This is a genomic window from Serratia sp. SM04 (assembly GCF_040280225.1).
GTDB lineage: Bacteria > Pseudomonadota > Gammaproteobacteria > Enterobacterales > Enterobacteriaceae > Serratia > Serratia sarumanii.
Map to the genome: position 1 here is coordinate 92,993 of NZ_JBEOQT010000021.1, position 26,265 is coordinate 119,257.

The 26,265-nt window shown below is 58.6% G+C and carries 29 protein-coding genes and 1 other RNA gene; 18 read left to right on the forward strand and 12 right to left on the reverse strand.

Features of this window, described 5'->3' with window-relative positions; translation table 11 throughout:
* Positions 1–508 precede the first annotated feature (508 nt).
* The 4 genes from ABTW55_RS14920 to smpB form a co-directional block, all read right to left on the reverse strand.
* Positions 509–1,153 carry a hypothetical protein gene (locus ABTW55_RS14920; protein ID WP_060423239.1) on the reverse strand — a complete coding sequence of 215 codons (645 nt, stop codon included), beginning with the start codon at positions 1,151–1,153 and terminating at the stop codon, positions 509–511.
* Between the two features lie 12 nt (positions 1,154–1,165).
* Positions 1,166–1,993, reverse strand: a complete 828-nt coding sequence (locus ABTW55_RS14925; protein ID WP_072265055.1) for an abortive infection family protein — start codon at positions 1,991–1,993, stop codon at positions 1,166–1,168.
* A 92-nt stretch (positions 1,994–2,085) separates the two neighbouring features.
* Positions 2,086–2,449: a transfer-messenger RNA gene (ssrA, locus tag ABTW55_RS14930) on the reverse strand.
* Between the two features lie 49 nt (positions 2,450–2,498).
* On the reverse strand, positions 2,499–2,981 hold the full coding sequence (smpB, locus tag ABTW55_RS14935) for an SsrA-binding protein SmpB (RefSeq protein WP_033654311.1): 483 nt from the start codon (positions 2,979–2,981) through the stop codon (positions 2,499–2,501).
* Positions 2,982–3,142: 161 nt separating this feature from the next.
* On the opposite strand from smpB, the gene ABTW55_RS14940 reads away from it, so the two are divergent.
* Together ABTW55_RS14940 and ABTW55_RS14945 are read left to right on the forward strand one after the other, a co-directional pair.
* Positions 3,143–3,577 (forward strand): type II toxin-antitoxin system RatA family toxin, encoded by a 435-nt coding sequence (locus tag ABTW55_RS14940; protein ID WP_033648948.1) that lies wholly within the window; start codon positions 3,143–3,145, stop codon positions 3,575–3,577.
* Entirely contained in the window at positions 3,570–3,854 is a 285-nt protein-coding gene (locus tag ABTW55_RS14945) for an RnfH family protein (RefSeq protein ID WP_004929098.1), read from the forward strand. Before ABTW55_RS14940 ends, ABTW55_RS14945 begins: the two co-directional genes overlap by 8 nt.
* Before the next feature lie 117 nt (positions 3,855–3,971).
* On the opposite strand, the gene bamE is transcribed toward ABTW55_RS14945, so the two are convergent.
* The 3 genes from bamE to nadK form a co-directional block, all read right to left on the reverse strand.
* Complete coding sequence (gene bamE, locus ABTW55_RS14950; RefSeq protein ID WP_004929101.1) at positions 3,972–4,310, reverse strand: outer membrane protein assembly factor BamE; 339 nt, start codon at positions 4,308–4,310, stop codon at positions 3,972–3,974.
* A gap of 240 nt (positions 4,311–4,550) precedes the next feature.
* Positions 4,551–6,212 (reverse strand): DNA repair protein RecN, encoded by a 1,662-nt coding sequence (gene recN, locus ABTW55_RS14955; RefSeq protein WP_033635637.1) that lies wholly within the window; start codon positions 6,210–6,212, stop codon positions 4,551–4,553.
* A gap of 86 nt (positions 6,213–6,298) precedes the next feature.
* Positions 6,299–7,177 (reverse strand): NAD(+) kinase, encoded by an 879-nt coding sequence (gene nadK, locus ABTW55_RS14960; RefSeq protein ID WP_019452304.1) that lies wholly within the window; start codon positions 7,175–7,177, stop codon positions 6,299–6,301.
* 125 nt (positions 7,178–7,302) lie between these two features.
* On the opposite strand from nadK, the gene grpE reads away from it, so the two are divergent.
* On the forward strand, positions 7,303–7,887 hold the full coding sequence (gene grpE / locus ABTW55_RS14965) for a nucleotide exchange factor GrpE (protein ID WP_060423233.1): 585 nt from the start codon (positions 7,303–7,305) through the stop codon (positions 7,885–7,887).
* Positions 7,888–7,943: 56 nt separating this feature from the next.
* Here the strand turns inward: grpE and ung are convergent, their stop codons facing one another.
* On the reverse strand, positions 7,944–8,627 hold the full coding sequence (gene ung / locus ABTW55_RS14970) for a uracil-DNA glycosylase (protein ID WP_060423230.1): 684 nt from the start codon (positions 8,625–8,627) through the stop codon (positions 7,944–7,946).
* A gap of 346 nt (positions 8,628–8,973) precedes the next feature.
* Between ung and grcA the strand changes: the two genes are divergently transcribed.
* From grcA to ABTW55_RS14985, 3 genes are all read left to right on the forward strand, one after another.
* The gene (grcA, locus tag ABTW55_RS14975) at positions 8,974–9,357 is read left to right on the forward strand and encodes an autonomous glycyl radical cofactor GrcA (RefSeq protein WP_004929114.1); all 384 of its coding nucleotides are present in this window, start codon (positions 8,974–8,976) and stop codon (positions 9,355–9,357) included.
* 183 nt (positions 9,358–9,540) lie between these two features.
* Positions 9,541–10,503, forward strand: coding sequence for a DUF2974 domain-containing protein (locus ABTW55_RS14980; protein ID WP_033648946.1), 963 nt, complete (start codon positions 9,541–9,543; stop codon positions 10,501–10,503).
* Complete coding sequence (locus ABTW55_RS14985) at positions 10,496–11,251, forward strand: ankyrin repeat domain-containing protein (RefSeq protein ID WP_060423228.1); 756 nt, start codon at positions 10,496–10,498, stop codon at positions 11,249–11,251. The genes ABTW55_RS14980 and ABTW55_RS14985 overlap by 8 nt, the downstream gene beginning before the upstream one ends.
* 52 nt (positions 11,252–11,303) lie before the next feature.
* Here ABTW55_RS14985 and srmB read toward each other — a convergent pair whose 3' ends face one another.
* Positions 11,304–12,626 carry an ATP-dependent RNA helicase SrmB gene (gene srmB / locus ABTW55_RS14990; protein WP_025303951.1) on the reverse strand — a complete coding sequence of 441 codons (1,323 nt, stop codon included), beginning with the start codon at positions 12,624–12,626 and terminating at the stop codon, positions 11,304–11,306.
* A 99-nt stretch (positions 12,627–12,725) separates the two neighbouring features.
* Here srmB and ABTW55_RS14995 point away from each other — a divergent pair, with 99 nt between their 5' ends.
* A complete protein-coding gene (locus ABTW55_RS14995; protein ID WP_060423226.1) occupies positions 12,726–13,505 on the forward strand; it encodes a tRNA1(Val) (adenine(37)-N6)-methyltransferase in 780 nt (259 codons plus the stop codon).
* A 38-nt stretch (positions 13,506–13,543) separates the two neighbouring features.
* Here ABTW55_RS14995 and nadB read toward each other — a convergent pair whose 3' ends face one another.
* Positions 13,544–15,145, reverse strand: coding sequence for an L-aspartate oxidase (nadB, locus tag ABTW55_RS15000; protein WP_181423066.1), 1,602 nt, complete (start codon positions 15,143–15,145; stop codon positions 13,544–13,546).
* Between the two features lie 214 nt (positions 15,146–15,359).
* On the opposite strand from nadB, the gene rpoE reads away from it, so the two are divergent.
* From rpoE to rseC, 4 genes are read left to right on the forward strand one after another with little or no spacing between them, the layout of a single operon-like run.
* Entirely contained in the window at positions 15,360–15,935 is a 576-nt protein-coding gene (gene rpoE, locus ABTW55_RS15005) for an RNA polymerase sigma factor RpoE (protein WP_004929136.1), read from the forward strand.
* Positions 15,936–15,965: 30 nt separating this feature from the next.
* Positions 15,966–16,619 carry an anti-sigma-E factor RseA gene (rseA, locus tag ABTW55_RS15010; RefSeq protein ID WP_016929795.1) on the forward strand — a complete coding sequence of 218 codons (654 nt, stop codon included), beginning with the start codon at positions 15,966–15,968 and terminating at the stop codon, positions 16,617–16,619.
* Complete coding sequence (gene rseB, locus ABTW55_RS15015; protein WP_033635628.1) at positions 16,619–17,578, forward strand: sigma-E factor regulatory protein RseB; 960 nt, start codon at positions 16,619–16,621, stop codon at positions 17,576–17,578. The genes rseA and rseB overlap by 1 nt, the downstream gene beginning before the upstream one ends.
* Positions 17,575–18,051, forward strand: a complete 477-nt coding sequence (gene rseC, locus ABTW55_RS15020; protein WP_033635627.1) for a SoxR-reducing system protein RseC — start codon at positions 17,575–17,577, stop codon at positions 18,049–18,051. Before rseB ends, rseC begins: the two co-directional genes overlap by 4 nt.
* On the opposite strand, the gene ABTW55_RS15025 is transcribed toward rseC, so the two are convergent.
* Positions 18,048–18,884, reverse strand: a complete 837-nt coding sequence (locus ABTW55_RS15025; protein WP_033654302.1) for a hypothetical protein — start codon at positions 18,882–18,884, stop codon at positions 18,048–18,050. The two genes, rseC and ABTW55_RS15025, sit on opposite strands and share 4 nt — an antisense overlap.
* Before the next feature lie 519 nt (positions 18,885–19,403).
* Between ABTW55_RS15025 and lepA the strand changes: the two genes are divergently transcribed.
* The 7 genes from lepA (at position 19,404) to acpS (ending at position 25,956) form a co-directional block, all read left to right on the forward strand.
* Positions 19,404–21,203 (forward strand): translation elongation factor 4, encoded by a 1,800-nt coding sequence (lepA, locus tag ABTW55_RS15030; RefSeq protein ID WP_033648940.1) that lies wholly within the window; start codon positions 19,404–19,406, stop codon positions 21,201–21,203.
* 32 nt (positions 21,204–21,235) lie between these two features.
* Entirely contained in the window at positions 21,236–22,213 is a 978-nt protein-coding gene (gene lepB, locus ABTW55_RS15035) for a signal peptidase I (RefSeq protein ID WP_033635624.1), read from the forward strand.
* Between the two features lie 236 nt (positions 22,214–22,449).
* Complete coding sequence (gene rnc / locus ABTW55_RS15040) at positions 22,450–23,130, forward strand: ribonuclease III (protein ID WP_004929158.1); 681 nt, start codon at positions 22,450–22,452, stop codon at positions 23,128–23,130.
* Positions 23,127–24,035 carry a GTPase Era gene (era, locus tag ABTW55_RS15045; RefSeq protein ID WP_004929162.1) on the forward strand — a complete coding sequence of 303 codons (909 nt, stop codon included), beginning with the start codon at positions 23,127–23,129 and terminating at the stop codon, positions 24,033–24,035. Before rnc ends, era begins: the two co-directional genes overlap by 4 nt.
* 6 nt (positions 24,036–24,041) lie before the next feature.
* A complete protein-coding gene (gene recO / locus ABTW55_RS15050) occupies positions 24,042–24,773 on the forward strand; it encodes a DNA repair protein RecO (RefSeq protein WP_004929165.1) in 732 nt (243 codons plus the stop codon).
* A gap of 71 nt (positions 24,774–24,844) precedes the next feature.
* Complete coding sequence (gene pdxJ, locus ABTW55_RS15055; protein ID WP_025303943.1) at positions 24,845–25,576, forward strand: pyridoxine 5'-phosphate synthase; 732 nt, start codon at positions 24,845–24,847, stop codon at positions 25,574–25,576.
* On the forward strand, positions 25,576–25,956 hold the full coding sequence (gene acpS / locus ABTW55_RS15060; protein ID WP_060423220.1) for a holo-ACP synthase: 381 nt from the start codon (positions 25,576–25,578) through the stop codon (positions 25,954–25,956). Before pdxJ ends, acpS begins: the two co-directional genes overlap by 1 nt.
* Positions 25,957–26,001: 45 nt before the next feature.
* On the opposite strand, the gene ABTW55_RS15065 is transcribed toward acpS, so the two are convergent.
* On the reverse strand, positions 26,002–26,262 hold the full coding sequence (locus ABTW55_RS15065) for a YfhL family 4Fe-4S dicluster ferredoxin (protein ID WP_033654301.1): 261 nt from the start codon (positions 26,260–26,262) through the stop codon (positions 26,002–26,004).
* Positions 26,263–26,265 lie beyond the last annotated feature (3 nt).

Consider the following 26,265-nt stretch of genomic DNA (forward strand, 5'->3'; position numbering starts at 1 on the left):
GAAATACCAGCCCGCCCACGCGGGCTTTTTCATGCCCGCAATCTGGCCGCCTGTGCGCCATTCTGAGCCGCTTTCCAGCCCGGCGACAATCCCACGCGAATAAATTCGATCACCGCAGCAGCGTGCCGCCAGTGCGGCAGAAACCCCACGAAATAAACATCTTGCCCACGAAAAGGGCACTACACCGCACCCGCCTGCGCAATTTGGATCAGGAAATTTTTTCAGTTCTGATTTTCTACAAAACACCCCGCCGGGCCGCGCCACGCCTGGGGCTTTATGAGCAATCCCAAACTGAAAAGATTGAAAAGAATTTCAGTGTTTTTCAGTTTTCGGATCACGCTGCGCTATGGGTGTAAAGTGCAATGCATTGAAAAATATGAAATAAATATGAATTACGTGGATCGCGGATCGTTTGGAATGGATCGCGCGGAAAAGTCGCAAGAACGTGCCGGGCCAGGCCCGGCAAGGGTTTGGTGGCTATACAACCGCTTTGCTGAAACTGAAATGCTCAATCTGTCGCGAGCAGAATTTTTGAGGTATGTACAGAATCTAAAAATTCCGTATATCTATCAACGGCGTTATAAGCAGAGTCACGTACTTTTTCTTGCAAAGAGTAGTAACGATCCTCTGATTCGCCTTTGTAATTCTTCCAATGGTAAGGAGGCAAACATACGTTACCGCCAGGATTTTCCTGCAACCCTAGAAAATGTGCAGCTTGAATATTAAAATCCTTCACCGCAGAGATGAAAATTTTCTTTTTTTCTTCAACTGCCGGGTTGTATATTTTCTTTTCCACAGAAAGGTATGCGCTTTCAATTCTATCAAGTTTTCTTAGAAATTCGAGAGGAGCGCCATTAGTATGTGCGTACTCAAGGCAATATTTTGTGTCCTCTAACGGGAGCATTTGCATTATCTCTAATATTATTTTCTTGTCGTGAACTTCCTCTCGACTACTAATAAATTTTTCTGCCGTCTTTGGTCTGTTAAAAAATGGCCACTTTTCGTGGGTTAGCAGAGCAACTAGTGCACCAATTAGTGTGGCTATGTTGCTAGCATTAGTATCTTTATAAGCTGCATAACCACTCAGGAAAATAATAGATGAGATTAATATTATTATTATTACTTTGATAATAATTTTTGCTTTCTCTTTCATCACTTTTCGTTCTTATTCAGGTTTATGACATGTGGATTTCTTTTCTTCCCATGACTCAATTATAAACATAGTCAATGTATGAGCAGAGTTTATCGCTAATCTAGCATGTCGCGGTTTCAAAGTGTAAATTTTACGACCTGCGCCATGCGCCGAGCTTGCATGTGTTCTTAACGCTCCTATGCCATCAGTTATTGAGTACAGGCCACTTAATATTCTCTTTAGATCTTCATCTTCTATTGATTTTGCATCCATACCTAATGAGTCACGGACAACCTTCCATAACCCTTGCAAATCTTGTTTAGCCGGTGGATTTAAACCTTCGTCCGCAATATAAATTTTAAAAGTGGATTCAATTATGTTACAAGCAGCAGAAACGGCCTCGCGCGGATTGGAATGTAAGTTTTCTAGTGCTCTTGAAAACTCCATTTCTACAGCAGGAAGATTTCTCTTCTTAATAGCTTCTTGCAGGGAAATGGATGTAATAGATGATCCATCAGTAATATGCCCACCAGTTAAATACCTGAGGCCATATTTCCCTAATAAAGTATTCATCTTTTCTACAAAAATTGCCGGAGCCTTATCCCAATCATAATAAGGATTGGGTTTTAATTCAGCCTCCATATAACCTTCAAGAAGCTTTCCTAAAATCTGCAAAGGCTTGTCACTCTCTTTATTGATACGTCTTAGCCATGCGAGTGATTTGGCTGCTTTCGAGCCATCAGGTGGTTCACCTGGAGCGTCAGCGTAAGCAAATAGACTGTCCAAAGTCGCATGAGTTTCTTTATCAGAAATGTACTCAGCTACTACAGAAATGATTGGCTGAGGAATTTGCTTTTCCATATGACCCCCCATCAGGTTTAACTGTTTGTCGCCATTTTGCCGCCACTTGTAAAAAAAAGGGGCCACGCTTTCACGTAACCCCTTGTTTTATTTGGTGGAGCTGGGGGGATTTGAACCCCCGTCCGAAATTACTACACCGTCGGCACTACATGCTTAGTCCAATCTTTACATTCGCCGGCCAGCTGCGGATGGACACGCTACTGACAGACTAGCCTGATTGAGTTTAACGCTTCAGCCCCAGGCAGGACATCCACGCGATCTCTTTTGGGTTTGACCTCTCTTGATCCCCGTCCTAAGAGCGGAGGCTAGGGAGAGAGGGCTCTAAGCAGGGTATTAAGCTGCTAAAGCGTAGTTTTCGTCGTTTGCGACTATTTTTTTGCGGCTTTTTACGAGGCCAACCGCCCCTCGGCATGCTCCTAGGGCTTCGCAAATCCCGTCGAATCCAGAATCAGCCCCAAGTAACTTTGTGCAGTATACCAGAAGTTTACTTCGATAAGCCAGCGGCTTAACGATTGGCGTGCTTCATGATACGGGCTTTCGCCGTCTGCCATTCGCGATCTTTGATGTCATCGCGTTTGTCGTGCTCTTTCTTGCCTTTGGCTACGCCGATCTTGATCTTGCTCCAGGCATTTTTCCAATACAGGGACAAGGCCACCACCGTGTAACCGTCGCGGTTGACGCGGCCGAGCAGGGTATCCAGCTCGCGTCGTTTCAGCAGCAGTTTACGGGTACGCGTCGGATCGCACACCACATGCGACGAAGCCACGTTGAGCGGGGTGATGGTGGCGCCAAACAGATAGGCTTCACCGTCACGGAACGTCACGTAGCTGTCGCTGAGGTTGGCTTTGCCTGCACGCAGCGATTTAACTTCCCACCCTTGCAGCGACAGGCCCGCCTCGAACTCTTCTTCAATGAAGTATTCGAAACGTGCGCGCTTGTTTTGAGCAATGGTGGCGGAACCGGGTTTGTGTGCTTTTTTCTTTGTCATAGTGTGTTCATTATACTGGATGCTTCAGCGAAAGAAATCCTTTCCCGTTCAGCACCTGCGCAATTTTTCGCATTTTTGGCGCCCCCATCCCTTAGCAGATTTTTTGTTTGCCGCCAGATAAATGGTATTATCTGTACGTTTTATGTCTCACAGGAAATGATATGCCCCAGATCAGTCGGTCTGCATTAGTGCCCTTCAGCGCCGAGCAGATGTATCAGTTGGTTAACGATGTTCATTCTTATCCCGATTTTCTGCCAGGTTGCACCGGCAGCCGGGTGCTTAACGCTACCTCTAACGAAATGACCGCCGCGGTGGACGTCGCCAAGGCCGGTATCAGCAAGACCTTCACCACGCGCAATACGCTGCTGGATAACCAGAGCATCAATATGCAGCTGGTCGATGGCCCGTTCCGCAAGCTGATGGGCGGTTGGCAGTTCACGCCGCTGAGCGAAGAGGCCTGCAAGGTGGAGCTGCACCTGGACTTCGAGTTCACCAACAAACTGATTGAGCTGGCGTTCGGCAAGGTGTTCAAAGAGCTGGCGGGCAACATGGTGCAGGCATTCACCCAGCGGGCGAAAGAGGTCTACAGTGTCTGACATCCAGGTCGAGGTGGTGTACGCCTTGCCGGAGCGCCAGTACCTGCGCAAAGTGAAGCTGGCCGAGGGCAGCAGCGTTGAGCAAGCGATCCAGGCTTCGGGCCTGCTGGAGCTGCGCCAGGATATCGATCTCAAGAGCAACAAAATCGGCATCTACAGCCGCCCGGCCAAGCTGGGCGATACGCTGAACGACGGCGACCGGGTGGAGATCTACCGGCCGCTGATAGCCGATCCGAAAGAGCTGCGCCGGCAACGGGCAGAAAAGGCAAAAAAATAAGGCGCTATAAGCGCCTTATTTTTTATCTGAAACTGATTTTCTCTTCCGCGTTGCAGCCTGTGACTGTCATGAGGAACACCATGCCCCCTCATGGGCCGGAAGAGCGGGCGGCGACGATTACTTGGTCAGCGCCGGTTTGTTCTGGATGTCGGTCAACACGCCTGCGCTGTCGAAGGTCAGCGTCAGCGTCTGCTGGGTGATGTCTTCATGGCCAGGCTGCTGGCGGAACACATAGAACCACGTCTGAGTCCCGAACGGGTCTTGCAGCATTGGGGTGCCCAATGTGTAAGCGACCTGTTGCTGGGTCATCCCTTTCTGAATTTTCGCCACGTCGGTCGACGTCAGGTAGTTCCCCTGGTTGATGTCAGGACGATAAACCACCTTTTCAAAAGTAGAACAGCCTGCAGTCAGCATCACAAGAACTACAGCGGCGGCAGTCAGCGTTTTACAGCGCATAGTAATCACATTCCTTTAGGGCATAGGATGCCGATGATAATAGACCTTGCGGCAGTTGGAAACCTTTATACCCTTCATCTTTCAAGTTGCGACGCGTTGGCTTTCTTTCAGCACCTCAAGCGCTTGGCCTGTTTCAGGCCGTTGAGGAGGCTTAGGATCGCCGCCGCGCCGCACTTTAGATATCTTTCGGGTCAACAGCGTCACTGTCAGACCGCAGGAAAGTGAAAAAGTTGAGCTTTTTTATGCCGCCAGCAGTTCTTTGGCGTTCGCCAACGTATTGCGGGTGACTTCACTGCCGCCGAGCAGGCGCGCCAGCTCCTGCAGCCGGGCGCGTTTATCCAGCGGCGCCATCTGGGTTTCGGTGACCGTGCCGTCGGTCTGCTTGCTGACGAACAGGTGTTGATGCCCGCATCCGGCCACCTGCGGCAGGTGGGTCACGCACATCACCTGGGTGGATTCGCCGAGCTGGCGCAGCAGGCGGCCGACGATGGCGGCGGTCGGGCCGCTGATACCCACGTCCACCTCATCGAAGATCAGCGCCGGGGTTTCCATCTTGCGGGCGGTGATCACCTGAATCGCCAGCGCGATGCGTGACAGCTCACCGCCGGAGGCGACTTTCGCCAGTGGCTGCAGCGGCTGCCCCGGGTTGGTGGAGACGCAGAACTCGGTGCGGCTGGCTCCTTCAGCGCTCAGATGCTGCGGCTCGAAACGCACGTCGATGTTGAACTTGCCGTGCGGCATGGAGAGCGCCTGCATGCTGTCGGTGATGAGCGTGGTTAGCTCGGCGGCGTAATGCAGGCGTTTCTGGTGCAGCTGTTCCGCCAGCGCCAGCGCCTGCTGGTGATGCAGGGTGACCGCCTCGTTCAGGTGCTCATGGTCGCTTTCCTGCTGCGACAGCAGCTGCTGTTCATCCAGCAACTGCTGATGCAGCTGCGGCAGCTCTTCCGGCGCAACCTGGTGTTTGCGCGCCAGGCTGATTTGGCGCGACAGGCGCTGTTCCAGCTCGTGCAGGCGGTTGGGATCGAGATCCATGCGATCGGCGTAGTGGCGCAGCTCGTCGCTGGCTTCGCTGATCTGGATAGAGGCCTCTTCCAGCATGTCCAGCAGGCCGCTGAGTTTGTCGTCCAGCCCGGCCAGCTCGAGCAGCAGGTGCTTGGCGCTGTATAGCTGGCTGAGCATGTTGTTCTCGTCGCTGTCGGCCAGCAGCTGCAGCGCCTGCTGGCTGAGGGTCAGCAGCTGGCCGCTGTTGGCCAGGCGCTTGTACTCGGCGTCGGTCTGTTCGAACTCGCCGGCCTGCGGCGCGAATTCGTTCAGCTCTTTCAATTGGTATTGCAGCAGCTGCTTGCGCGCTTCGCGCTCGATGGACTGCTGCTGATGATGCGCCAGCTCGCGACAGCTCTGGTGCCAGCGTTGGTAGGCCTGGCTCATCGCCGCCAGCAGGGCGGGTTCGTCGGCGTAGGCGTCGAGCAGCGCTTTTTGGTGCTCCGGTTTTAGCAGCAGCTGATGGGCGTGTTGGCCGTGGATTTGGATCAGGCGCTGCCCCAGCTCGCGCAGCTGCGACAGCGGCACGGCGGTGCCGTTGATAAAGCCGCGCGAACGGCCGTCGGCGTTGATCACCCGGCGCAGCAGGCATTCGTTGCTGTCGTCCAGCTGGTTCTGTTCCAGCCACTCGCGCGCGGACGGGGTGTCCGCCAGCGAGAAACGGGCGCAGATGTCGGCGCGGGCGGCTCCCAGGCGCACCACGTTGCCGTCGGCGCGGTTGCCGAGGCACAGCCCCAGCGCATCGATGGCGATGGATTTGCCGGCGCCGGTTTCACCGGTGATCGCCGTCATACCCGGTTGAAAATCGATTTCCAACTCACGAACGATAGCAAAGTTGCTGATGGTTAATTGCGCCAGCATGGGAACCTTCCTGTGTATAAACACATAACTGTAGTTTCATACAGTATAAACTGGTTTTATATACAGTAAAGTGGCCGGCGCAGATTTTAGAACAATTTTTTCGACCAGCCCAGTTTGGTGCTTAACGTGTTGAAATAGCTGTAGTCCTTTGGGTGAATCAGGTTCAGGTGGAAATCGCTGCGGCGGATCAGCACTTCTTCGCCTTCCTGGATCGGCAGCGCGATCTGGCTGTCGCAGCTGATCTCCAGATCGCTGCCGATCTGCGAAAACTTCAGGCGGATGGTGCTGTCGCCGTTGATCACCAGCGGCCGGGCGGAGAGGGTATGCGGGAACATCGGCACCAGCGCGATCGCCTCCAGCGACGGGGTGAGGATCGGCCCGCCGGCGGAGAGCGAGTAGGCGGTGGAGCCGGTCGGCGTGGCGATGATCAGGCCGTCGGAACGCTGCGAGAAGGCGAAGCGATCGTCGATGTACACCTCGAATTCGATCATGTGCGCCACTTTGCCGGGGTGTAGCACCACTTCGTTGATGGCGGTGCTGATGCGGCACTGCTGGTGCTCTTTATGCACGATGGTTTCCAGCAGGAAACGCTGTTCGTCGATGTACTCGCCTTCCAGCACGTCCGCCAGCTGCTGCAGGGCGTTGTCGGGATCGAGATCGGTGAGGAAGCCGAGGTTGCCGCGGTTGACCCCGATCACCTTGATGTCGTAGCGCGCCAGCACGCGCGCGGCGCCGAGCATGTTGCCGTCGCCGCCGACCACCACCGCCAGGTCGGCGCGCTGGCCGATATCCGCCAGGCTGCCGGTCACGGCGTCTTTCAGCCCTAAATCATGGGCGATCTGGCGTTCGACCATCACCGAATAGCCGCGGGCGACCAGCCAGTGGAACAGCATCTCGTGGGTTGCCAGCGCTGAAGGGTGACGCGGGTGGCCAACAATGCCAATACAGGCGAATTTTTTATTCATTTGTTGTGATTTTCCTCACCGGGAGCCGTTTATGCCCCACATTGTGACCGGTTGACTTGAAACCCCGGTTTTGATCCCCATAATAAGCCAAGTTGCGAGATTAATGCTAAAACGCGGAGATATTCATGAGTAGTAAAGAACAGAAGACGCCAAACGAGCAAGTCTCGGAAGAAATGGAACAACACGCTCACCACGAGGATACGCTGCCGGAAGCGGCGGAAGGCGTCGATCTGCGCGATGCGCGTATCGCCGAACTGGAAGCCCAACTGGCGGAAGCTCAGCAGCACGAGCGCGACAGCCTGCTGCGCGCCAAAGCCGAAGCGGAGAACATCCGCCGCCGCGCCGAACTGGACGTCGAGAAAGCGCACAAGTTCGCCCTGGAGAAATTCTCCGGCGATCTGCTGCCGGTGATCGACAACCTGGAGCGCGCGCTGGATCTGGCGGATAAAAACAATCCGGAACTGGCCGCGATGATCGAAGGCATCGAGCTGACGCTGAAATCGCTGCTGGACGTGGTGCGTAAGTACGGCATCGAGATCGTCGGCGACGTCAACGTGCCGTTCAACCCGGAAGTGCATCAGGCGATGAGCATGATGGAATCCGCCGATCATCAGCCGAACCACGTGATGATGGTGATGCAGAAAGGCTATACGCTGAACGGCCGCCTGCTGCGCCCTGCGATGGTTGCGGTCTCCAAAGCCAAGGAGTAATCGCCCCGGCAACGGCATAAAGAAAGGCACCCGAGGGTGCCTTTTTTGTCTCTGGACTACGCCTGCGGCAGGCGCGGCATCCAGTCGATCGGCGTGAGCCCTTGCTGCTCCAGCAGCTGATTGGCCTGCGAGAAGTGGCGGCAGCCGAGGAAGCCGCGGTGGGCGGAGAGCGGCGACGGGTGCGGTGCCTTCAGCACATGGTGGCGGTTGCGGTCGATAAAGTTGCCTTTCTTCTGCGCGTGCGAGCCCCACAGCAGGAACACCACGCCTTGGCGGTTCTCGTTCAGGGCGGCGATCACTTTATCGGTAAAGGTTTCCCAGCCCAGGTTGGCGTGCGAGTGCGCGCGGCCGCCTTCCACCGTCAGCACGGTGTTGAGCAGCAGCACCCCCTGTTCGGCCCAGCTTTGCAGATAGCCATGATCCGGGCGTTCGAAACCGGGAATATCAGTCGCCAGCTCTTTATACATGTTCACCAGCGACGGCGGCGCCGGCACGCCGGGGCGCACCGAGAAAGAGAGGCCGTGCGCCTGATTGGGGCCGTGGTAGGGATCCTGGCCGAGGATGACGACTTTGACGTCCGCCAGCTCGGTATAGCGGAAAGCGTTGAACACGTCCTTCTGCGGTGGATAAATGGTCTTACCGGCCTGGCGTTCAGCGGCAACAAAGGCGAGCGTTTCAACAAAATAGGGTTGCTCTTTCTCTTTGCCGATCACGTCATGCCAGGTGAGGGAGGTGGCCATAAACGCTCTCCTTTGTTTTCTTTAGCAATTCATGGGCTATAGCTTACCGTGTCGGCTCGCGCAGCGAAACCCGCTTTTCATTTCTTGCCGCTGCGTCTTATGCAATTAATTTTGAAAATTTACAAAAATAATTGGTTTTTGCCGCAGTGGGAAAATTGATATAAAACATAAATTTGCCCCTTCACGCCTTGTGCCTACCCGGTAAAAATTGACTTTAATCAAGGAACTGGCTTGGTCAGGCTGGTATACAGAACAACAAGACAACAATGGTTTTACCAAATGGCCGAAACCAGAATTGGGTTTTCTCACGACGTGAATTTTTACGCCCTTGTACGGAGGCAACATAATGATTACCGGTATTCAAATTACCAAAGCGAACGACCAGGCGCTGGTGAATTCTTTCTGGCTGCTGGACGATGAAAAAGCGGAAGCTCGCTGCGTGTGCGCCAAGGCCAACTACGCGGAAGATCAGGTTGTCGCGGTGAGCGACCTGGGCCAGATCGAATACCGTGAAGTGCCGCTGGAAATGCAGCCGACCGTGCGCGTGGAAGGCGGCCAGCACCTGAACGTCAACGTGCTGCGTCGCGAAACCCTGGAAGACGCGGTCAAGCACCCGGAAAAATACCCGCAGCTGACCATCCGCGTGTCCGGCTATGCGGTGCGCTTCAACTCCCTGACGCCGGAACAGCAGCGCGACGTTATCGCCCGCACCTTTACCGAAAGCCTGTAATTTGCGGCGCAGTCAATCAGGGAGCTTCGGCTCCCTTTTCTGCGTTTGACGGCCGAAAATCGAACGCGGATCACATTCTGCACAAAGATAAGCATTTCTAATACAGAACTCATCCGACCTGCCGATAGCTAAATCAGCACCTATTCAGGTGCTCAATAAAAAGTCTATCGACAAGGAGTCGGCATGAGTATGCCTTTAAGTTTTACCTCTGCAGTATCCCCGGTGGCCGCGATCCCTACACCTCGCGCCGCTGCCGAGACGGCGACGGCGGCGCTGCCCGCGGCAACGCCGGCAAATCCGGCGCCGGTGGCCTCTCCCTCTCAGAACACGCTCAATGCGCAGAATCTGTTGAATACGCTGGTCGGCGATATCTCAGCGGCGGCGCCGACGGCGGCGGCAGCGCCGGGCGTGACGCGGGGGCAGCAATCGCAGGAGGGGGATTATGCATTGGCGCTGTTGGCCAAGGACGTTTATTCACTCAATGGCCAGGGTGCCGCCGGGTTCAACCGCCTGAGCGACAGCGCGCTGCTCGGTTTCGGCATCGATCCCGCCAGCCTGCACGACGCGGGCAGCGGTTTCCAGGCCGGGATTTACAGCAACGACAAGCAGTATGTGTTGGCGTTCGCCGGTACCAACGACTGGCGCGACTGGCTGAGCAACGTGCGGCAGGCGACGGGCTATGACGATGTGCAGTACAATCAGGCGGTTGCCGCTGCCAAAAGCGCCAAGGCGGCCTTCGGCGATGCGCTGGTGATCGCCGGCCATTCGCTTGGCGGCGGCCTGGCGGCCACGGCCGCGCTGGCGACCGGCACCGTCGCGGTCACCTTCAACGCGGCCGGGGTCTCGGATTACACCCTGAATCGCCTGGGTATCGATCCGGCGGCGGCGAAGAAAGATGCCGAAGCCGGCAGCATTCGCCGCTACAGCGAGCAATATGACATGCTGACCAGCACCCAGGAATCGACCTCGCTGATCCCGGACGCCATCGGCCACAACATCACCCTGGCCAACAACGATACCCTGACCGGCATCGATGACTGGCGGCCGAGCAAGCATCTGGATCGCAGCCTGACGGCGCACGGCATCGACAAGGTGATAAGCTCGATGGCGGAACAAAAGCCGTGGGAGGCGAAGGCCAATGCCTGAAGGGCGTCGCTTGCGGTGGGCGCTGGCGATAGCCTTACTGGCGCTGGTCGCGGTGACCGGTTTACTGATGATGGCTAAGGAGCAACAGATGGGGCAGGAGATTTCGCCGTTTGACGGCCACAGCAATCTGGCGCTGGCTCAGGCGGTGGCGCGCGGCGATACGCAGGGCATCCGTGCGCAGGCCACGCAGGATCGTTTGCGCGAGCGGGGCGATCGGCAGGTCACGCTGTTGCAGTGGGCGGTGCTTTCGCAGCAGCCGGGTAGCGTGCAGGCGTTGCTGGATCTCGGGGCCGACCCGGCGGCGGCGGGGCTGGACGGCAACAGCGCGCTGCACACCGCGGCGATGTTGCAAGACGCGCAGTACCTGCGGTTGCTGCTGACCGAAGGGGCACCGGTGAACGTGCGCAATGCCGTTACCGGCGCCACGCCGCTCGCGGCGGCGGTGCTGGCCGGGCGCGAAGAGCAGCTGCGGCTGTTGCTGGCGGCCGGGGCGGACACCACCTTGAGCGATCGGCTGGGGGATACCCCGCTGCATCTGGCGGCGAAGATTAACGCGCCGCACCTGGCGCTGCTGTTGTTGCAGGCCGGGGCCGATGCCCGGGCGCGCAACCAGCAGGGCTTTGCGTTCCAGTTTTATTTCTCGCAAACGCCGGTGCATTTGCAGAATGACGAGCTGAAGGCGCAGTTCCGCGAACTGGATAAATGGCTGCAGGGGCACCGCCTGGCCACGCACTACGGGCAGCCGTAAACGCCCATAAAAAAACCGCCTGTAAAGGCGGTTTTTTCTTAGGCAGCGGGGGTTATTCCGCGTCGCCGGCCGGTTTGGCCTTCGCCTGACGGCGTTTGCCGACGTTTTTGGCGTCGCGGTGGCGCACTTTCACCTTGGCCTTTTCTTTGTTCTTCGCTTTATCTTCCGCGCGTTTGGCCAGTACTTTCTTCGATGGCTTGCCGTTGCTCTTCTCGTTCGGCACCTTGGTTTTCGGCCGCAGTTCGTCGATCACGCGTGCTTTCAGCGGCTCGTTCAGGTAACGGCCCACTTTGCCCAGCAGCAGATGGTCGTGCGCTTCCACCAACGAAATGGCGGTGCCTTTACGCCCGGCGCGGCCGGTACGGCCGATGCGGTGTAGGTAGGTGTCCGCCGTGCGCGGCATGTCGAAGTTGAACACATGGGTGATATCGAGGATATCCAGACCGCGTGCGGCAACGTCGGTGGCGACCAGCACGTTAACCCGGCCATCCATCATGCGTTTGACCGCTTCGTTGCGTTTGGCCTGCACCATTTCGCCTTCGAGATAGCAGGTGTTGATGCCCGCTTCGCGCAGCCAGGTGGCCAGCTCGTGCACGCGCTCGCGTTTGCGCACGAAGATCACCGATTTCTGCACGTCCGGCTGTTGCAGCAGGTGGATCAGCAGCGCGGTTTTGTGCTGCACGTCATCGGCGCGGTAGTACCACTGCAGGATCTTTTTGCGTTCGCGGCGCGACGGATCGGCTTCCACTTCCACCGGCTCTTTCAGGATGCGCTCGGCGAATTCGCGGATAGCTTCGCCTTCCAGCGTGGCGGAGAACAGCAGCGTCTGGTTGCGCCAGCGGGTTTCGGCGGAGATGGTTTCGATGTCCTGCGCGAAGCCCATATCGAGCATGCGGTCGGCTTCGTCGAGGATCAGGGTTTCCACCGCGCGGCAGTCGAAGTTCTCTTCTTTAATGTATTGCAGCAAACGGCCGGTGGTGGCGACCACCACGTCCTGATTTTCGCTGAACACTTCCGCGTGGTTCATGTAAGCGACGCCGCCGGTGATGGTGGCGATATCCAGCGAGGTATGAGCAGCCAATTCACGCGCCTGATCGGCGACCTGCATCGCCAGTTCACGCGTTGGCGTCAGGATCAATACGCGCGGCGGGCCGGATTTCTTGCGCGGGAAGTCCAGCAGGTGCTGCAAAACGGGCAGCAGGAAGGCGGCGGTTTTGCCGGTGCCGGTCGGAGCCGAACCTAAGACGTCGCGCCCGTCCATCGCCGGCGGGATCGCAGCGGCCTGAATGGCGGTGGGGCGATCGTAGCCTTTGTCGCGCAGCGCGTCGATCAGGCGATCATCGAGTTCGAGTTCGGAAAAAGTGGTTGCTGTCATGGTCTACCTCTACTTGGGGCGCCGATTATAGACGGGTTGGCCGCGATCTTCACCTATTTAAGCGGAAAGCCGCTCTTTTCCCGCCGATCAGATTGCCTTATGCTACGCCAGTTTTATAGCCAGGTGGTGAGTGTGAGCAAGCGATCGAAAGCCGATTTTACCCCGCGCCGCGGGGGTTTTACCTTTAAACAATTCTTTGTCGCCCACGATCGTTGCGCCATGAAAGTGGGCACCGACGGGGTGTTGCTCGGCGCCTGGGCGCCGCTGGGGCAGGCGCGCCGGGTGCTGGACATTGGCAGCGGCAGCGGGCTGATCGCGCTGATGCTGGCGCAGCGCAGCGGCGACGAAGTGACCATTGACGCGGTGGAGCTGGACGAAGCCGCCGCCGGCCAGGCGCGCGAAAACGCGGCGGCATCGCCGTGGCCGCAGCGCATCCGCGTGCATGCGCAGGATATTCACCATTATGCGCAGCGGCATGCTGCTGAGTATGATCTGATCGTCAGCAATCCGCCGTATTTCGAGCCGGCGGTGGCCTGCCGCGACCAGGCGCGCCACAACGCGCGCTACACCGAAACCCTGACGCACGAGGCGCTGTTGGCCTGTGCGGCACAGCTGCTGGCGGCGCAGGGGACGTTCTGCGTGGTGCTGCCGCACGATATCGGCGCCGAATTCGAACGCCTGGCGCAGCAAAGCGGCTGGCACACGGCGGTGAAAGTGAACGTCAGCGATCGGGCCGATACGCCGCTGCACCGGGTGCTGCTGGCGCTGACGCGGCGGGAAACGCCGCTGCGGGAGCAGGCGCTGGCGATCAAGCAGGCCGACGGCAGCTACACCGACGATTTCCGCCATTTGATCGCTGACTTCTATCTTTTCTACTAAAAAGAAAAGGGCGCCGATTAGGCGCCCTGTCGCAGAGTTTAAGGCTGCAATATGGTCGGCAGCGCTTCCGGCAGCAAATCCGGGTAGTCCAGCGTGTAGTGCAGGCCGCGGCTCTCTTTACGCGCCATGGCGCTGCGCACGATAAGCTCTGCCACCTGCACCAGATTGCGCAGCTCCAGCAGGTTGTTGGAGATGCGGAAGTGAGCGTAGTACTCGTCGATTTCCGCCTGCAGGGTGTTGATGCGGCGCAGGGCGCGCTCCAACCGCTTGGTGGTGCGCACGATGCCGACGTAATCCCACATGAACAGCCGCAGCTCGTGCCAGTTGTGCTGAATCACCACCCGTTCGTCCGCATCGTCCACCCGGCTTTCATCCCATTGCGGCAACTGTTTGGCCTGCTGAATGAACGGCAGGCGCTGCAGAATGTCTTCCGCCGCCGACCAACCGTACACCAGGCACTCCAGCAGCGAATTCGACGCCATGCGGTTGGCGCCGTGCAGGCCGGTATAGCTGACCTCGCCGATGGCGTACAGCCCGTCGAGATCGGTGCGGCCGTGCTGATCGACCATCACGCCGCCGCAGGTGTAGTGAGCCGCCGGGACGATCGGGATCGGCTGCCGGGTCAGATCGAAGCCCAGCGTCAGCAGCTTCTCGTGGATCATCGGGAAGTGCTGGGTGATGAACTCCGCCGGCTTGTGGCTGATGTCCAGGTACATGCAGTCGGCGCCCAGACGCTTCATTTCATGGTCGATGGCGCGGGCGACGATATCGCGCGGAGCCAGTTCGCCGCGCGGGTCGAAATCCGGCATAAAGCGGCTGCCGTCCGGGCGCTTCAGGTAAGCCCCTTCGCCGCGCAGCGCTTCGGTTAGCAGGAAGTTGCGCGCCTGCGGATGGAACAGGCAGGTCGGGTGGAACTGGTTGAACTCCAGGTTGGCGACCCGGCAGCCGGCGCGCCAGGCCATGGCGATGCCGTCGCCGGAGGAGATGTCCGGGTTGGTGGTGTATTGGTATACCTTGGCCGCGCCGCCGGTCGCCAGCACCACCGTTTTGGCGCGGTAGGTTTCCACCCGCTCCAGCTCGCGGTTCCAGACGTACGCGCCCACCACTCGGCGGGTGCCCGGCAGGCCGATTTTGTTCGAGGTGATAAGGTCAACCGCGTTGCGGCGCTCCATCACGCAAATATTGGGGTGAGCGCTTGCTTTCCCCACCAGCGTGGTCTCTACTTCCTTACCGGTCGCGTCCGCGGCGTGCAGGATGCGGCGATGGCTGTGGCCGCCTTCGCGCGTGAGGTGATAATGCTCCTCGCCCTGCGCGTTGACCTCGGTGTCGAACAGCACGCCCTGATCGATCAGCCACTGCACGCAATGGCGCGCGTTGCCGGCGATGAATTCGACGGCCTCTTTGTCGCACAGGCCGGCGCCGGCAATCAAAGTGTCATCAACGTGTGAGGCAATGCTGTCCGTCTCATCGAACACCGCGGCGATCCCGCCCTGGGCGTAAAAGGTGGCCCCCTCGCTGAGCGGCCCCTTGCTGAGAACGGTAACCTTGCAATGCTGCGCCAGGCGCAGCGCCAGTGACAGGCCCGCAGCGCCGCTGCCGACGATCAGTACATCGCTTACATGTTCAGATGATGGTTGCATAACGTATGATGTGTGCAGAAGAAGAGTGAATTTCATGTTAGCCTAACTGTCCGGGCAAAAGCCACGGATAGGGTGACATCAACAGAAAAAACAATGGCGATATGGAACTTCGTGTTCTATATGAACTCCAAGCGAGTGCTTGCTCAGGAAAATAATGTATGGCTGGCAGTACAATTTTACGCGTGGAGACGGATTTGGGGAGAGTTTACCTCGGATGAGCGAGCAGTTAACGGATCAAGTTCTGGTCGAGCGGGTCCAAAAGGGCGATCAGAAATCGTTTAACCTACTGGTAGTGCGCTATCAGCATAAGGTGGCGAGTCTCGTTTCCCGCTATGTGCCGCAGGGCGATGTGCCCGATGTGGTGCAGGAGTCGTTTATCAAGGCCTATCGCGCACTGGAATCGTTCCGTGGCGACAGCGCTTTTTATACCTGGTTGTATCGAATCGCCGTGAACACGGCAAAGAATTATCTGGTTGCTCAGGGGCGCCGTCCGCCATCCAGTGATGTGGACGCCAACGATGCGGAAAATTACGAAAGTGCGGGCGCACTGAAAGAAATTTCGAACCCTGAGAACTTAATGTTGTCAGAAGAGCTGAGACAGATAGTTTTCCGTACCATTGAGTCGCTCCCTGAGGATCTTCGCATGGCGATTACCCTGCGGGAGTTGGATGGTCTAAGCTACGAAGAGATAGCCGCCATCATGGATTGCCCGGTCGGAACCGTACGTTCGCGTATTTTCCGCGCCCGGGAAGCTATCGATAATAAAGTTCAACCGCTGATCCAGCGTTAGCAATGGCGGGCACAGGAAGGGTACTTAGGCATGCAGAAAGAAAAGCTTTCCGCTCTGATGGATGGTGAATCGTTCGACAGCGAGCTGTTGAGTTCTCTGTCGCAAGATCGAACGCTTCAACAAAGCTGGCAGAGCTATCACCTGATACGTGACACACTGCGAGGTGATGTCGGGCAAGTGATGCATCTCGACATCGCCGATCGCGTAGCCGCTGCACTTGAGAAAGAACCCGCCCGGCTGGTGCCTTCCGCCGTTCAGGAATCTCAGCCGCAGCCTCACACCTGGCAGAAAATGCCGTTCTGGGACAAAGTGCGTCCCTGGGCGAGCCAGATTACGCAAATCGGTATGGCGGCCTGCGTGTCGCTGGCGGTGATCGTCGGCGTGCAGCAGTACAACCAGCCTTCTGCGCCCTCGAACGCGTCCGAATCGCCGGCCTTCACCACGCTACCGATCATGGGCCAGGCCTCGCCGGTCAGCCTGGGCGTCCCGGCCGACAGTTTCTCCACCGGCAGCGGCCAACAGCAGCAGGTGCAGGAACAGCGCAAGCGTATCAACGCCATGCTGCAGGACTATGAACTGCAACGTCGCCTGCATTCGGATCAGCTGCAGCTTGAGCAAGGCAACCCGCAACAGGCCGCCATTCAGGTTCCCGGAACTCAGTCTTTAGGAATGCAACAGCAGTAATGAAGCAAATCTGGTTCTCCGTTTGTTTATTGACGGGCAGCCTGCTCTATTCCAGCATCGCCCCGGCGCAGCCAACTGCGTCCGGGGCGTTATTGCAACAGATGAGCAGCGCCAGCCGTTCTCTCAATTACGAGCTCGCCTACATCAGCATCAGCAAGCAGGGAATCGAGTCGTTGCGCTATCGCCATGCGGTGATCGGCAACGTGCCGCTCGGCCAGCTGCTGCATATGGACGGCCCGCGCCGCGAAGTGTTGCAGCGCGGCGGCGGGATCAGCTACTTCGAGCCTGGCCTGGAGCCGTTCACGCTCACCGGCGATCACATCGTCGATGCGTTGCCGGCGATCGTCTATGCCGATTTCACCCGCCTGGCCAAGTACTACGACTTTATCTCCGTGGGCAGCACCCGCATCGCCGATCGGCCGTGTGAAGTGCTGCGCGTGGTGGCGCGCGACGGTTCCCGCTACAGCTATATCGTCTGGATGGACGAGGACACCAAGCTGCCGCTGCGGGTGGATCTGCTCGACCGCGACGGCGAAACGCTGGAGCAATATCGGGTGATCTCCTTCGCGGTCGGCGCCGACGTGCAGGGCGCGATGCAGGGGCTGCTCAAAGCCAACCTGCCGCCGCTGCTGTCGCTGCCGGCGGTGGAAAACGTCAAGCTCAGCTGGAGCACCGGCTGGCTGCCGGCCGGGGTGGACGAGGTGGCGCGCAATCGCCGCAAATTGCCGAACGTCGCCGTGCCGGTTGAATCCCGGCTCTACAGCGACGGCCTGTTCAGCTTCTCGGTCAACGTCAGCCCGGCGGGCAGCGGAGCCGGACAGCAATACTACCGTCAGGGGCGCCGCACCATTCAGACCGAAGTGCGCGCGGGCAACGAAATCACTATCGTGGGCGAATTGCCGCCGGCTACGGCCAAGCGCATCGCCGACAGCATTTCTTTCAAGGTATCGCCGCAATGATGAAGGAGTGGGCCACGGTGGTTTCGTGGCAACAGGGCGTAGCGCTGCTGCGCTGTGAACCCAAGGCCGGCTGCGGCAGCTGCACCGCGCGTTCCGGCTGCGGCGCGCGCGCGCTGAACGAACTGGTGCCGGAAACCGAGCATCAGCTGCAGGTGCATATCGATCAGCCGCTCGAACCTGGGCAGCGCGTCGAGGTCGGCATTGCGGAAGGCAGCCTGCTGCGCTCCGCCATGCTGGTTTACCTGACGCCGCTGCTGGGCATGATGCTGGGCGGCACGTTGCTGCAATATTGTTTCGGCAGCGACGCCTCGGCGGCCGTCGGCGCCGTACTGGGCGGCGCGGCGGCCTTTATGCTGGCGCGCCGGTTGGCCCGGCGTCTGGGTGAGCAGGCCGATTACCAGCCGGTGGTGCTGCAGATTGGGTTGCCGCCTACCGCGATGCGCATGCAGGCGGAAAATTCCCCGCTGATTTAAACCGACGGCCGCGTCATCGCCGGGTTGTGATAGGCGGGGATGCGGTTGTGGATCATATGCTCCAGCAGCGCGATGAACAGATCGGCGCTGAGCAGCGAATCGTAGTTAATCGCGAACAGCACATTTCCCTGGCCGTCGAGCAAACGGATGCCGCGCTGCGGATGGTTTTCCACCGCGCGGATCTGCTCGAGCGGCACGTTGCCCCGCTCCGTGGTCAGCAAGGTGGCGCTCAGCCGCAGCGTTTCGGTCGGCGTGCCTTGCCGCTTGCCGAGCAGCAGTTGCCACAGCCAGCGCGCGTCGCCCTCAACGGTGTGAAACGACACCGTCTCCCCTTGATAGAGCGCATTCAGCGCCAGCGGCCCGCGCTGCTGCAGCTGTTGGTCGACGATCACGTCCGCCAGCCGCCACGAATGGGCGACATTGCTGAAAACCGTACACCAGGGCTGATCCGCGCCGGCGCGGAACGCCGTGACGTCAAACAGCCCGCCAAAAGCCTGGCCGCCGCGAAAGCGATAGATATCGCCGATCTTCTCAAACGGGATGAAGCGCTCTTTATGATGGTGGCCGTCAAAGACCCGCACGCCGTGCTCGTACAGGCGATAGGTCAGCGTCGGGCGCAGATAATGCCGCAGCGCCAGCAGCGTACAGCCGAGTAAAATCGTGCCCGCGCCGGCCTGCAATAGCGTGATGACCTCGCTCTCATCAATGCTGCTCAGCAGCGGCAGCACCAACAGCGCCGCCCCCACGCTAAACAGCAGCGCCGCCGCCGCCAGAATGCCCCAGTTGACCTTTGAAAAATCGTGCCGGCTCAGCATTTGCCCTTTATCGATCATAATGCACCTTCCAATCAACGTACGCAGATATGCTGGTGAACCCCGGTAGGCTGCCGATGTAGTGCCCTGAATAATGTTTTGTCGCGGAGTTCATGCCCTTTCTATCCGAGGGGCGGTGGTGGCGTATATGGGGTTTTTCCTAAAGGAAGATGGATGAGATGGAAATCTAAGAGGTTGATCCAAATATTCTTTTTTTATTATTTCGGAGAGGGTTTATTGCGCTGCGGCCGGTTATGTATTAGCGCCGGAGTTTGGTGGCCACGAATCATCGGCAAGCCTTGGGTTCAGGCCGTATCGTCCGCGTTAACATCTGTTTTCACCCGCCGGGGCGCCCTGTAACATTTAGCGGCGCATAATAGAATGCCTTCACTGCACCGATCGCTAGGTTTTCAGTGGTGTGGCATGTAGAATGCAGCGATTCAGGTGCAAGACGGCCTAACCCATTCACTGTCGCTTTAGGTCCATGCGGGTTTCTATAGGCGAGTAATTCAGAAATACCAAGGCAGAAAAACTTTTATAATGAAGCATATACGAAATTTCTCCATTATTGCCCATATTGACCACGGTAAGTCGACGCTGTCTGACCGCATTATCCAAATCTGCGGCGGCTTGTCTGACCGTGAAATGGCCGCGCAGGTGCTCGATTCCATGGATCTGGAGCGCGAGCGCGGCATCACCATCAAAGCGCAGAGCGTGACGCTGGATTATAAGGCGCTGGATGGGCAGACCTATCAGCTCAACTTTATCGACACCCCCGGCCACGTTGACTTCTCCTATGAAGTTTCCCGCTCGCTGGCGGCCTGCGAAGGCGCGCTGCTGGTGGTGGACGCCGGTCAGGGCGTCGAAGCCCAGACGCTGGCCAACTGCTACACCGCGATCGAAATGGATCTGGAAGTGGTGCCGGTGCTGAACAAAATCGACCTGCCGGCCGCCGATCCGGATCGCGCCGCACAGGAAATTGAAGACATCGTCGGCATCGACGCCACCGATGCGGTGCGCTGCTCGGCCAAAACCGGCGTCGGCGTGCCCGACGTGCTGGAGCGCCTGGTGCGCGACATCCCGCCGCCGCAGGGCGATCCCGATGCGCCGCTGCAGGCGCTGATCATCGACTCCTGGTTCGATAACTACCTGGGCGTCGTGTCTCTGGTGCGCGTCAAGAACGGCACGCTGCGCAAGGGCGACAAGATCAAGGTCATGAGCACCGGCCAGGTGTACAACGCCGACCGCCTGGGCATCTTCACGCCGAAGCAGGTCGATCGCGACGTGCTGAACTGCGGCGAAGTGGGCTGGCTGGTCTGTGCGATCAAAGACATCCTCGGCGCGCCGGTGGGCGATACCCTGACGCAGGCGCGTCAGCCGGCGGATAAAGCGCTGCCGGGCTTCAAGAAAGTGAAGCCGCAGGTGTACGCCGGTCTGTTTCCGATCAGCTCCGACGATTATGAGTCCTTCCGCGATGCGCTGGGCAAGCTGAGCCTCAACGACGCTTCCCTGTTCTACGAGCCGGAAAGCTCCACCGCGCTGGGCTTCGGCTTCCGCTGCGGCTTCCTCGGCCTGCTGCACATGGAGATCATTCAGGAGCGTCTGGAGCGTGAATACGATCTGGATCTGATCACCACCGCGCCGACGGTCGTCTACGAAGTGGAAACCACCGGCAAAGAAGTGATCTACGTCGACAGCCCGTCCAAGCTGCCGCCGTTGAACAACATCCAGGAACTGCGCGAGCCGATCGCCGAATGTCACATGCTGATGCCGCAGGAATACCTGGGTAACGTCATCACCCTGTGCGTTGAGAAACGCGGCGTGCAGACCAACATGGTCTACCACGGCAACCAGGTGGCGTTGACCTATGAAATCCCGATGGCGGAAGTGGTGCTCGACTTCTTCGACCGCCTGAAGTCCACGTCGCGCGGCTATGCGTCGCTGGATTACAACTTCAAGCGCTTCCAGGCCTCCGACATGGTGCGCGTGGACGTGCTGATCAACAACGAGCGCGTGGATGCGCTGGCCCTGATCACTCACCGCGACAACTCGCAGTATCGCGGCCGTGAGTTGGTGGAGAAGATGAAAGATCTGATCCCGCGTCAGCAGTTCGACATCGCGATTCAGGCGGCGATCGGCACGCACATCATCGCGCGTTCCACCGTGAAGCAGCTGCGTAAAAACGTGCTGGCGAAATGCTACGGCGGTGACGTCAGCCGTAAGAAAAAGCTGCTGCAGAAACAGAAAGACGGTAAGAAACGCATGAAGCAGGTCGGTAACGTCGAACTGCCGCAGGAAGCGTTCCTGGCCATTCTGCACGTCGGTAAAGACGGCAAGTAACCGCGACGAGTTCGCGAAACGAGGGAGTTTGCATGGCGAATATGTTTGCCCTGATCCTGGCGTTGGCCACCCTGGTCACCGGGATCATCTGGTGCTTCGAGCGCTTCAAATGGGCGCCGGCCCGCCGCGCGAAGATCGCGGCGGTCAACGCACAGACCGCGGGCGCCGTAGACGATAAAACGCTGGCGAAAGTGGCGAAGCAGCCAGGCTGGGTGGAGACCGGCGCATCGGTGTTCCCGGTGCTGCTGTTGGTCTTTGTGGTGCGTTCGTTTATTTACGAACCGTTCCAGATCCCGTCCGGCTCAATGATGCCGACGCTGTTGATTGGCGATTTCATTCTGGTGGAGAAATATGCCTACGGCATTAAAGATCCGATTACCCAGACCACGCTCATTGAAACCGGCCATCCGAAGCGCGGCGATATTGCGGTATTTAAATATCCGCTGGATCCGAAACTGGATTATATCAAGCGCGTGATCGGCCTGCCGGGCGACCGTATTACTTACGATCCGGTGAATAAGCGCGTTACGGTGCAGCCGTCCTGCAACAGTGGGCAGTCCTGCGATACCGCGCTGGCGGTGACCTACGCCGACGCGCAGCCGAGCGACTTCGTGCAGTTGTTCAGCCGCAGCGGCATGGGCGAGGCCAGCAACGGCTTCTACCAGATCCCGCTGAGCGATAATGTGCCGCCGGGCGGCATTCGCATGCGCGAGCGCCAGGAAAGCCTCGGCAACGTCACGCATCGTATCCTGACCGTGCCGGACGCGCAGGATCGGGTGGGCGCTTACTACCAACAGCCGGGCAAACCTCTGGCGGAGTGGGTGGTGCCGGCCGGGCATTACTTCATGATGGGCGACAACCGCGACAACAGCGCGGACAGCCGTTACTGGGGCTTTGTGCCGGAGAAGAATCTGGTGGGTAAAGCCACGGCCATCTGGATGAGCTTTGAAAAGCAGGAAGGTGAGTGGCCTACCGGCGTGCGTTTTAGCCGGATCGGCGGCATTCATTAATCGCTGACTGATTCCCTGTTAATTTCACGCCGCAGCCTACTGCGGCGTGAAAGATTAAGGGGATATAAAACACAGCATTATGTTTCCACTCGTTGTAGAATACTTTCTCGAGCGATAAAAAGTTGGCCCCTGCTGGGAGCCACTGCAAACGAAACAGCTTTGGATCGGCTTTCGGCGAAGCAGGCCTGTTCCGTATGCTGCAAGTTTTTGACGCATTCTTGATCTATTGGTAACTCATGAACCCCATCGTAATAAACAGGCTGCAGCGGAAGCTGGGCTACACTTTTCAACAGCAGGAGCTTTTACTGCAGGCTTTGACTCACCGCAGCGCCAGCAGTAAACACAATGAACGTCTTGAGTTTCTGGGTGACTCGATTCTGAGCTTTGTCATCGCCAATGCGCTCTATCACCGCTTTCCTCGCGTCGACGAGGGCGATATGAGCCGCATGCGCGCCACGCTGGTGCGCGGCAACACGCTGGCGGAGATGGCGCGCGAGTTTGACCTGGGCGAATGTCTGCGGCTTGGACCGGGCGAATTGAAAAGTGGTGGGTTCCGCCGCGAGTCAATCCTGGCGGATACGGTGGAGGCATTGATCGGCGGCGTGTTCCTGGACAGTGATATCCAGACCGTCGAGCGTCTGATTTTGGACTGGTATCGCAGCCGGTTGGACGAAATCAGCCCCGGTGATAAGCAGAAAGACCCGAAAACCCGTTTGCAGGAGTTTTTGCAGGGGCGTCATCTGCCGTTGCCTTCTTATTTGGTAGTGCAGGTTCGCGGTGAAGCGCACGACCAAGAGTTTACCATCCACTGCCAGGTGAGTGGTTTGAGCGAGCCCGTGGTGGGCACCGGCTCGAGCCGCCGTAAAGCCGAGCAGGCGGCAGCGGAACAAGCGCTGAAAAAGCTGGAGCTTGAATGAGCGAAGTAAAACAACACTGCGGGTTTATCGCCATCGTCGGCCGCCCGAACGTGGGCAAATCGACGTTGCTGAACCAACTGCTGGGGCAGAAGGTTTCCATTACGTCGCGTAAGCCGCAGACGACCCGTCACCGCATCATGGGCATCGACACCGATGGCGCCTATCAGGCGATCTACGTCGACACCCCTGGGCTGCACATCGAAGAAAAACGCGCCATCAACCGCTTGATGAACCGCGCGGCCAGCAGCTCGATCGGCGACGTCGAACTGGTGATCTTCGTGGTCGAAGGCACCAACTGGACCGCCGACGACGAAATGGTGGTCAACAAGCTGCGCAGCCTGCGCTGCCCGGTATTGCTGGCGATCAACAAGGTCGATAACGTCACCGACAAATCCAAGCTGTTGCCGCACATCGCGTTCCTCAGCCAGCAGATGAACTTCCTCGATGTGGTACCTATCTCCGCCGAAAAAGGCATGAACGTCGACACCATCGCCGGCATCGTGCGCAAGCTGCTGCCGGAAGCGGAACACCACTTCCCGGAAGACTACATCACCGATCGCTCACAGCGCTTTATGGCCTCCGAGATCATCCGCGAGAAGCTGATGCGTTTCCTGGGCGAAGAGCTGCCGTACTCGGTGACGGTAGAAATCGAACAGTTCGTGGCCAACGATCGCGGCGGCTACGATGTGCACGGCCTGATCCTGGTTGAGCGCGAAGGCCAGAAGAAAATGGTCATCGGCAACAAGGGCGCCAAGATCAAAACCATCGGCATCGAAGCGCGCCAGGACATGGAACAGATGTTCGACGCCAAAGTGCATCTCGAGCTGTGGGTGAAAGTGAAATCCGGTTGGGCGGACGACGAACGTGCGCTGCGCAGCCTGGGCTATGTTGACGATCTGAAGTAACGATCCGTGGACGGCTGGGAGCGCGCTTTCGTCCTGCATGGGCGGCCGTACAGTGAAACCAGTCTGATGCTGGATCTGTTTACCGAAGGTCATGGGCGGGTGCGCTTGCTGGCGAAAGGCGCGCGCAGCCGCCGCTCCAATCTCAAGGGTTGCCTGCAGCCCTTTACCCCCCTGTTAGTGCGCTGGGGCGGCCGCGGCGAAGTGAAAACGCTGCGCAACGCCGAAGCGGTCTCCCTCGGTTTACCCCTCAGCGGCATGATGCTGTACAGCGGCCTGTACGTGAACGAACTGCTGGCGCGCGTGCTGGAGCAGGAAACCAACTATTCGGTGCTGTTCTTCGACTATCTGCAATGCCTGCAGGCGCTGGCGGCGGAAGACAGCTCGCCGGAGCAGGCGCTGCGCCAGTTCGAGCTGGCCTTGCTGCACCACCTGGGTTACGGCCTCGATTTCCTGCACTGCGCCGGCAGCGGCCTGCCGGTGGATGACGCCATGACCTACCGCTACCGCGAAGAGAAAGGCTTTATCGCCAGCCTGGTGGTGGATCACTACAGCTTCACCGGGCGCGAACTGCGCGCGCTGGCGGAGCGGCAGTTTCCCGATGCCGAGACGCTGCGCGCCGCCAAGCGTTTCACCCGTATGGCGCTGAAACCCTATCTAGGCGGCAAGCCGTTGAAGAGCCGCGAACTGTTCCGCCAGTTCGTGCGCAAACAGCCGAATACGCCGGTCGACGACGCCTGACCTTTTCCCCTTTTGCCGCCTTGCGCCCGCGTGTAAACTGCTGGCACTGAAAATCGTATTTAGAGGTTGTCATGGCTGATTTGCTGCTGGGCGTCAATATCGATCACATCGCCACGTTACGTAACGCGCGCGGAACCCAATACCCGGATCCGGTTCAGGCGGCATTCATTGCCGAACAGGCGGGAGCCGACGGCATTACCGTGCATCTGCGCGAAGACCGCCGCCACATCACCGACCGCGACGTGCGCCTGCTGCGCCAGACCATCCAGACGCGCATGAATCTGGAGATGGCGGTGACCGACGAGATGCTGGACATCGCCATTGAGCTGAAGCCGCATTTCTGCTGCCTGGTGCCGGAGAAGCGCGAAGAAGTGACCACCGAAGGCGGCCTGGACGTCGCCGGCCAGCTGGACAAAATGAGCGTGGCGGTCGAGCGCCTGGCGCAGGCGGGCATTCTGGTCTCGCTGTTCATCGATCCCGATCATCGCCAGATCGACGCGGCGGTGGCGGTGGGCGCACCCTATATCGAAATCCACACCGGCGCCTACGCCGAAGCGCAGGGCGAGCTGGCGGTACAGGCCGAGCTGCGCCGCATCGCGGTAGCCGCCGCCTACGCGGCCGAGAAAGGGCTGAAGGTCAACGCCGGCCACGGCCTGACCTACCACAACGTGCAGCCGATCGCCGCGCTGCCGGAGATGCACGAGCTGAACATCGGCCATGCGATTATCGGCCAGGCGGTGATGAGCGGGCTGCCGGCCGCGGTTGCCGACATGAAAGTGCTGATGCGGGAAGCGCGCCGGTAATGGCGGTGCTCGGGCTGGGAACCGACATCGTTGAGATGGCGCGTATCGAAGCGGTGGTGGAGCGTAGCGGCGATCGCCTGGCGCGCCGCGTGCTGAGTGACGCCGAGTGGGCGCTGTATCAGCAGCACCAGCAGCCGATTCGCTTTCTGGCCAAACGTTTCGCGGTGAAAGAGGCCGCCGCCAAGGCGTTCGGCACCGGCATTCGCAACGGCCTGGCGTTCAATCAGTTCGAAGTGTTCAACGATGCGCTGGGCAAGCCGAATATTCGTTTGCACGGCCGCGCCGCCGAGCTGGCCGGGGAGATGGGGGTCACCACGATCCACGTTTCGCTGGCCGACGAACGGCGCTACGCCTGCGCGACGGTGATCGTCGAAAGCTGAAAATAGCAAGGGCGCCTGTGGCGCCCTTGTCAGTCCTGCGGCAAATTAAATGCGATCGGCGTGGTACAGCACCACGAACTTGTCCCACAGCTGTTCGTTGGTCTCGCGATGCTGCGGATCGGTGATGATGGTGTTGTCGATCGGGCAAACCTGCTGGCAGGTCGGCGTATCGTAATGGCCGACGCACTCGGTGCAGCGATCGGTATCGATCTGATAAATCTCATCGCCCATCGAAATCGCCTGGTTCGGGCATTCCGGCTCGCACATATCGCAGTTGATGCATTTCTTGGTAATCAGCAGTGCCATTGT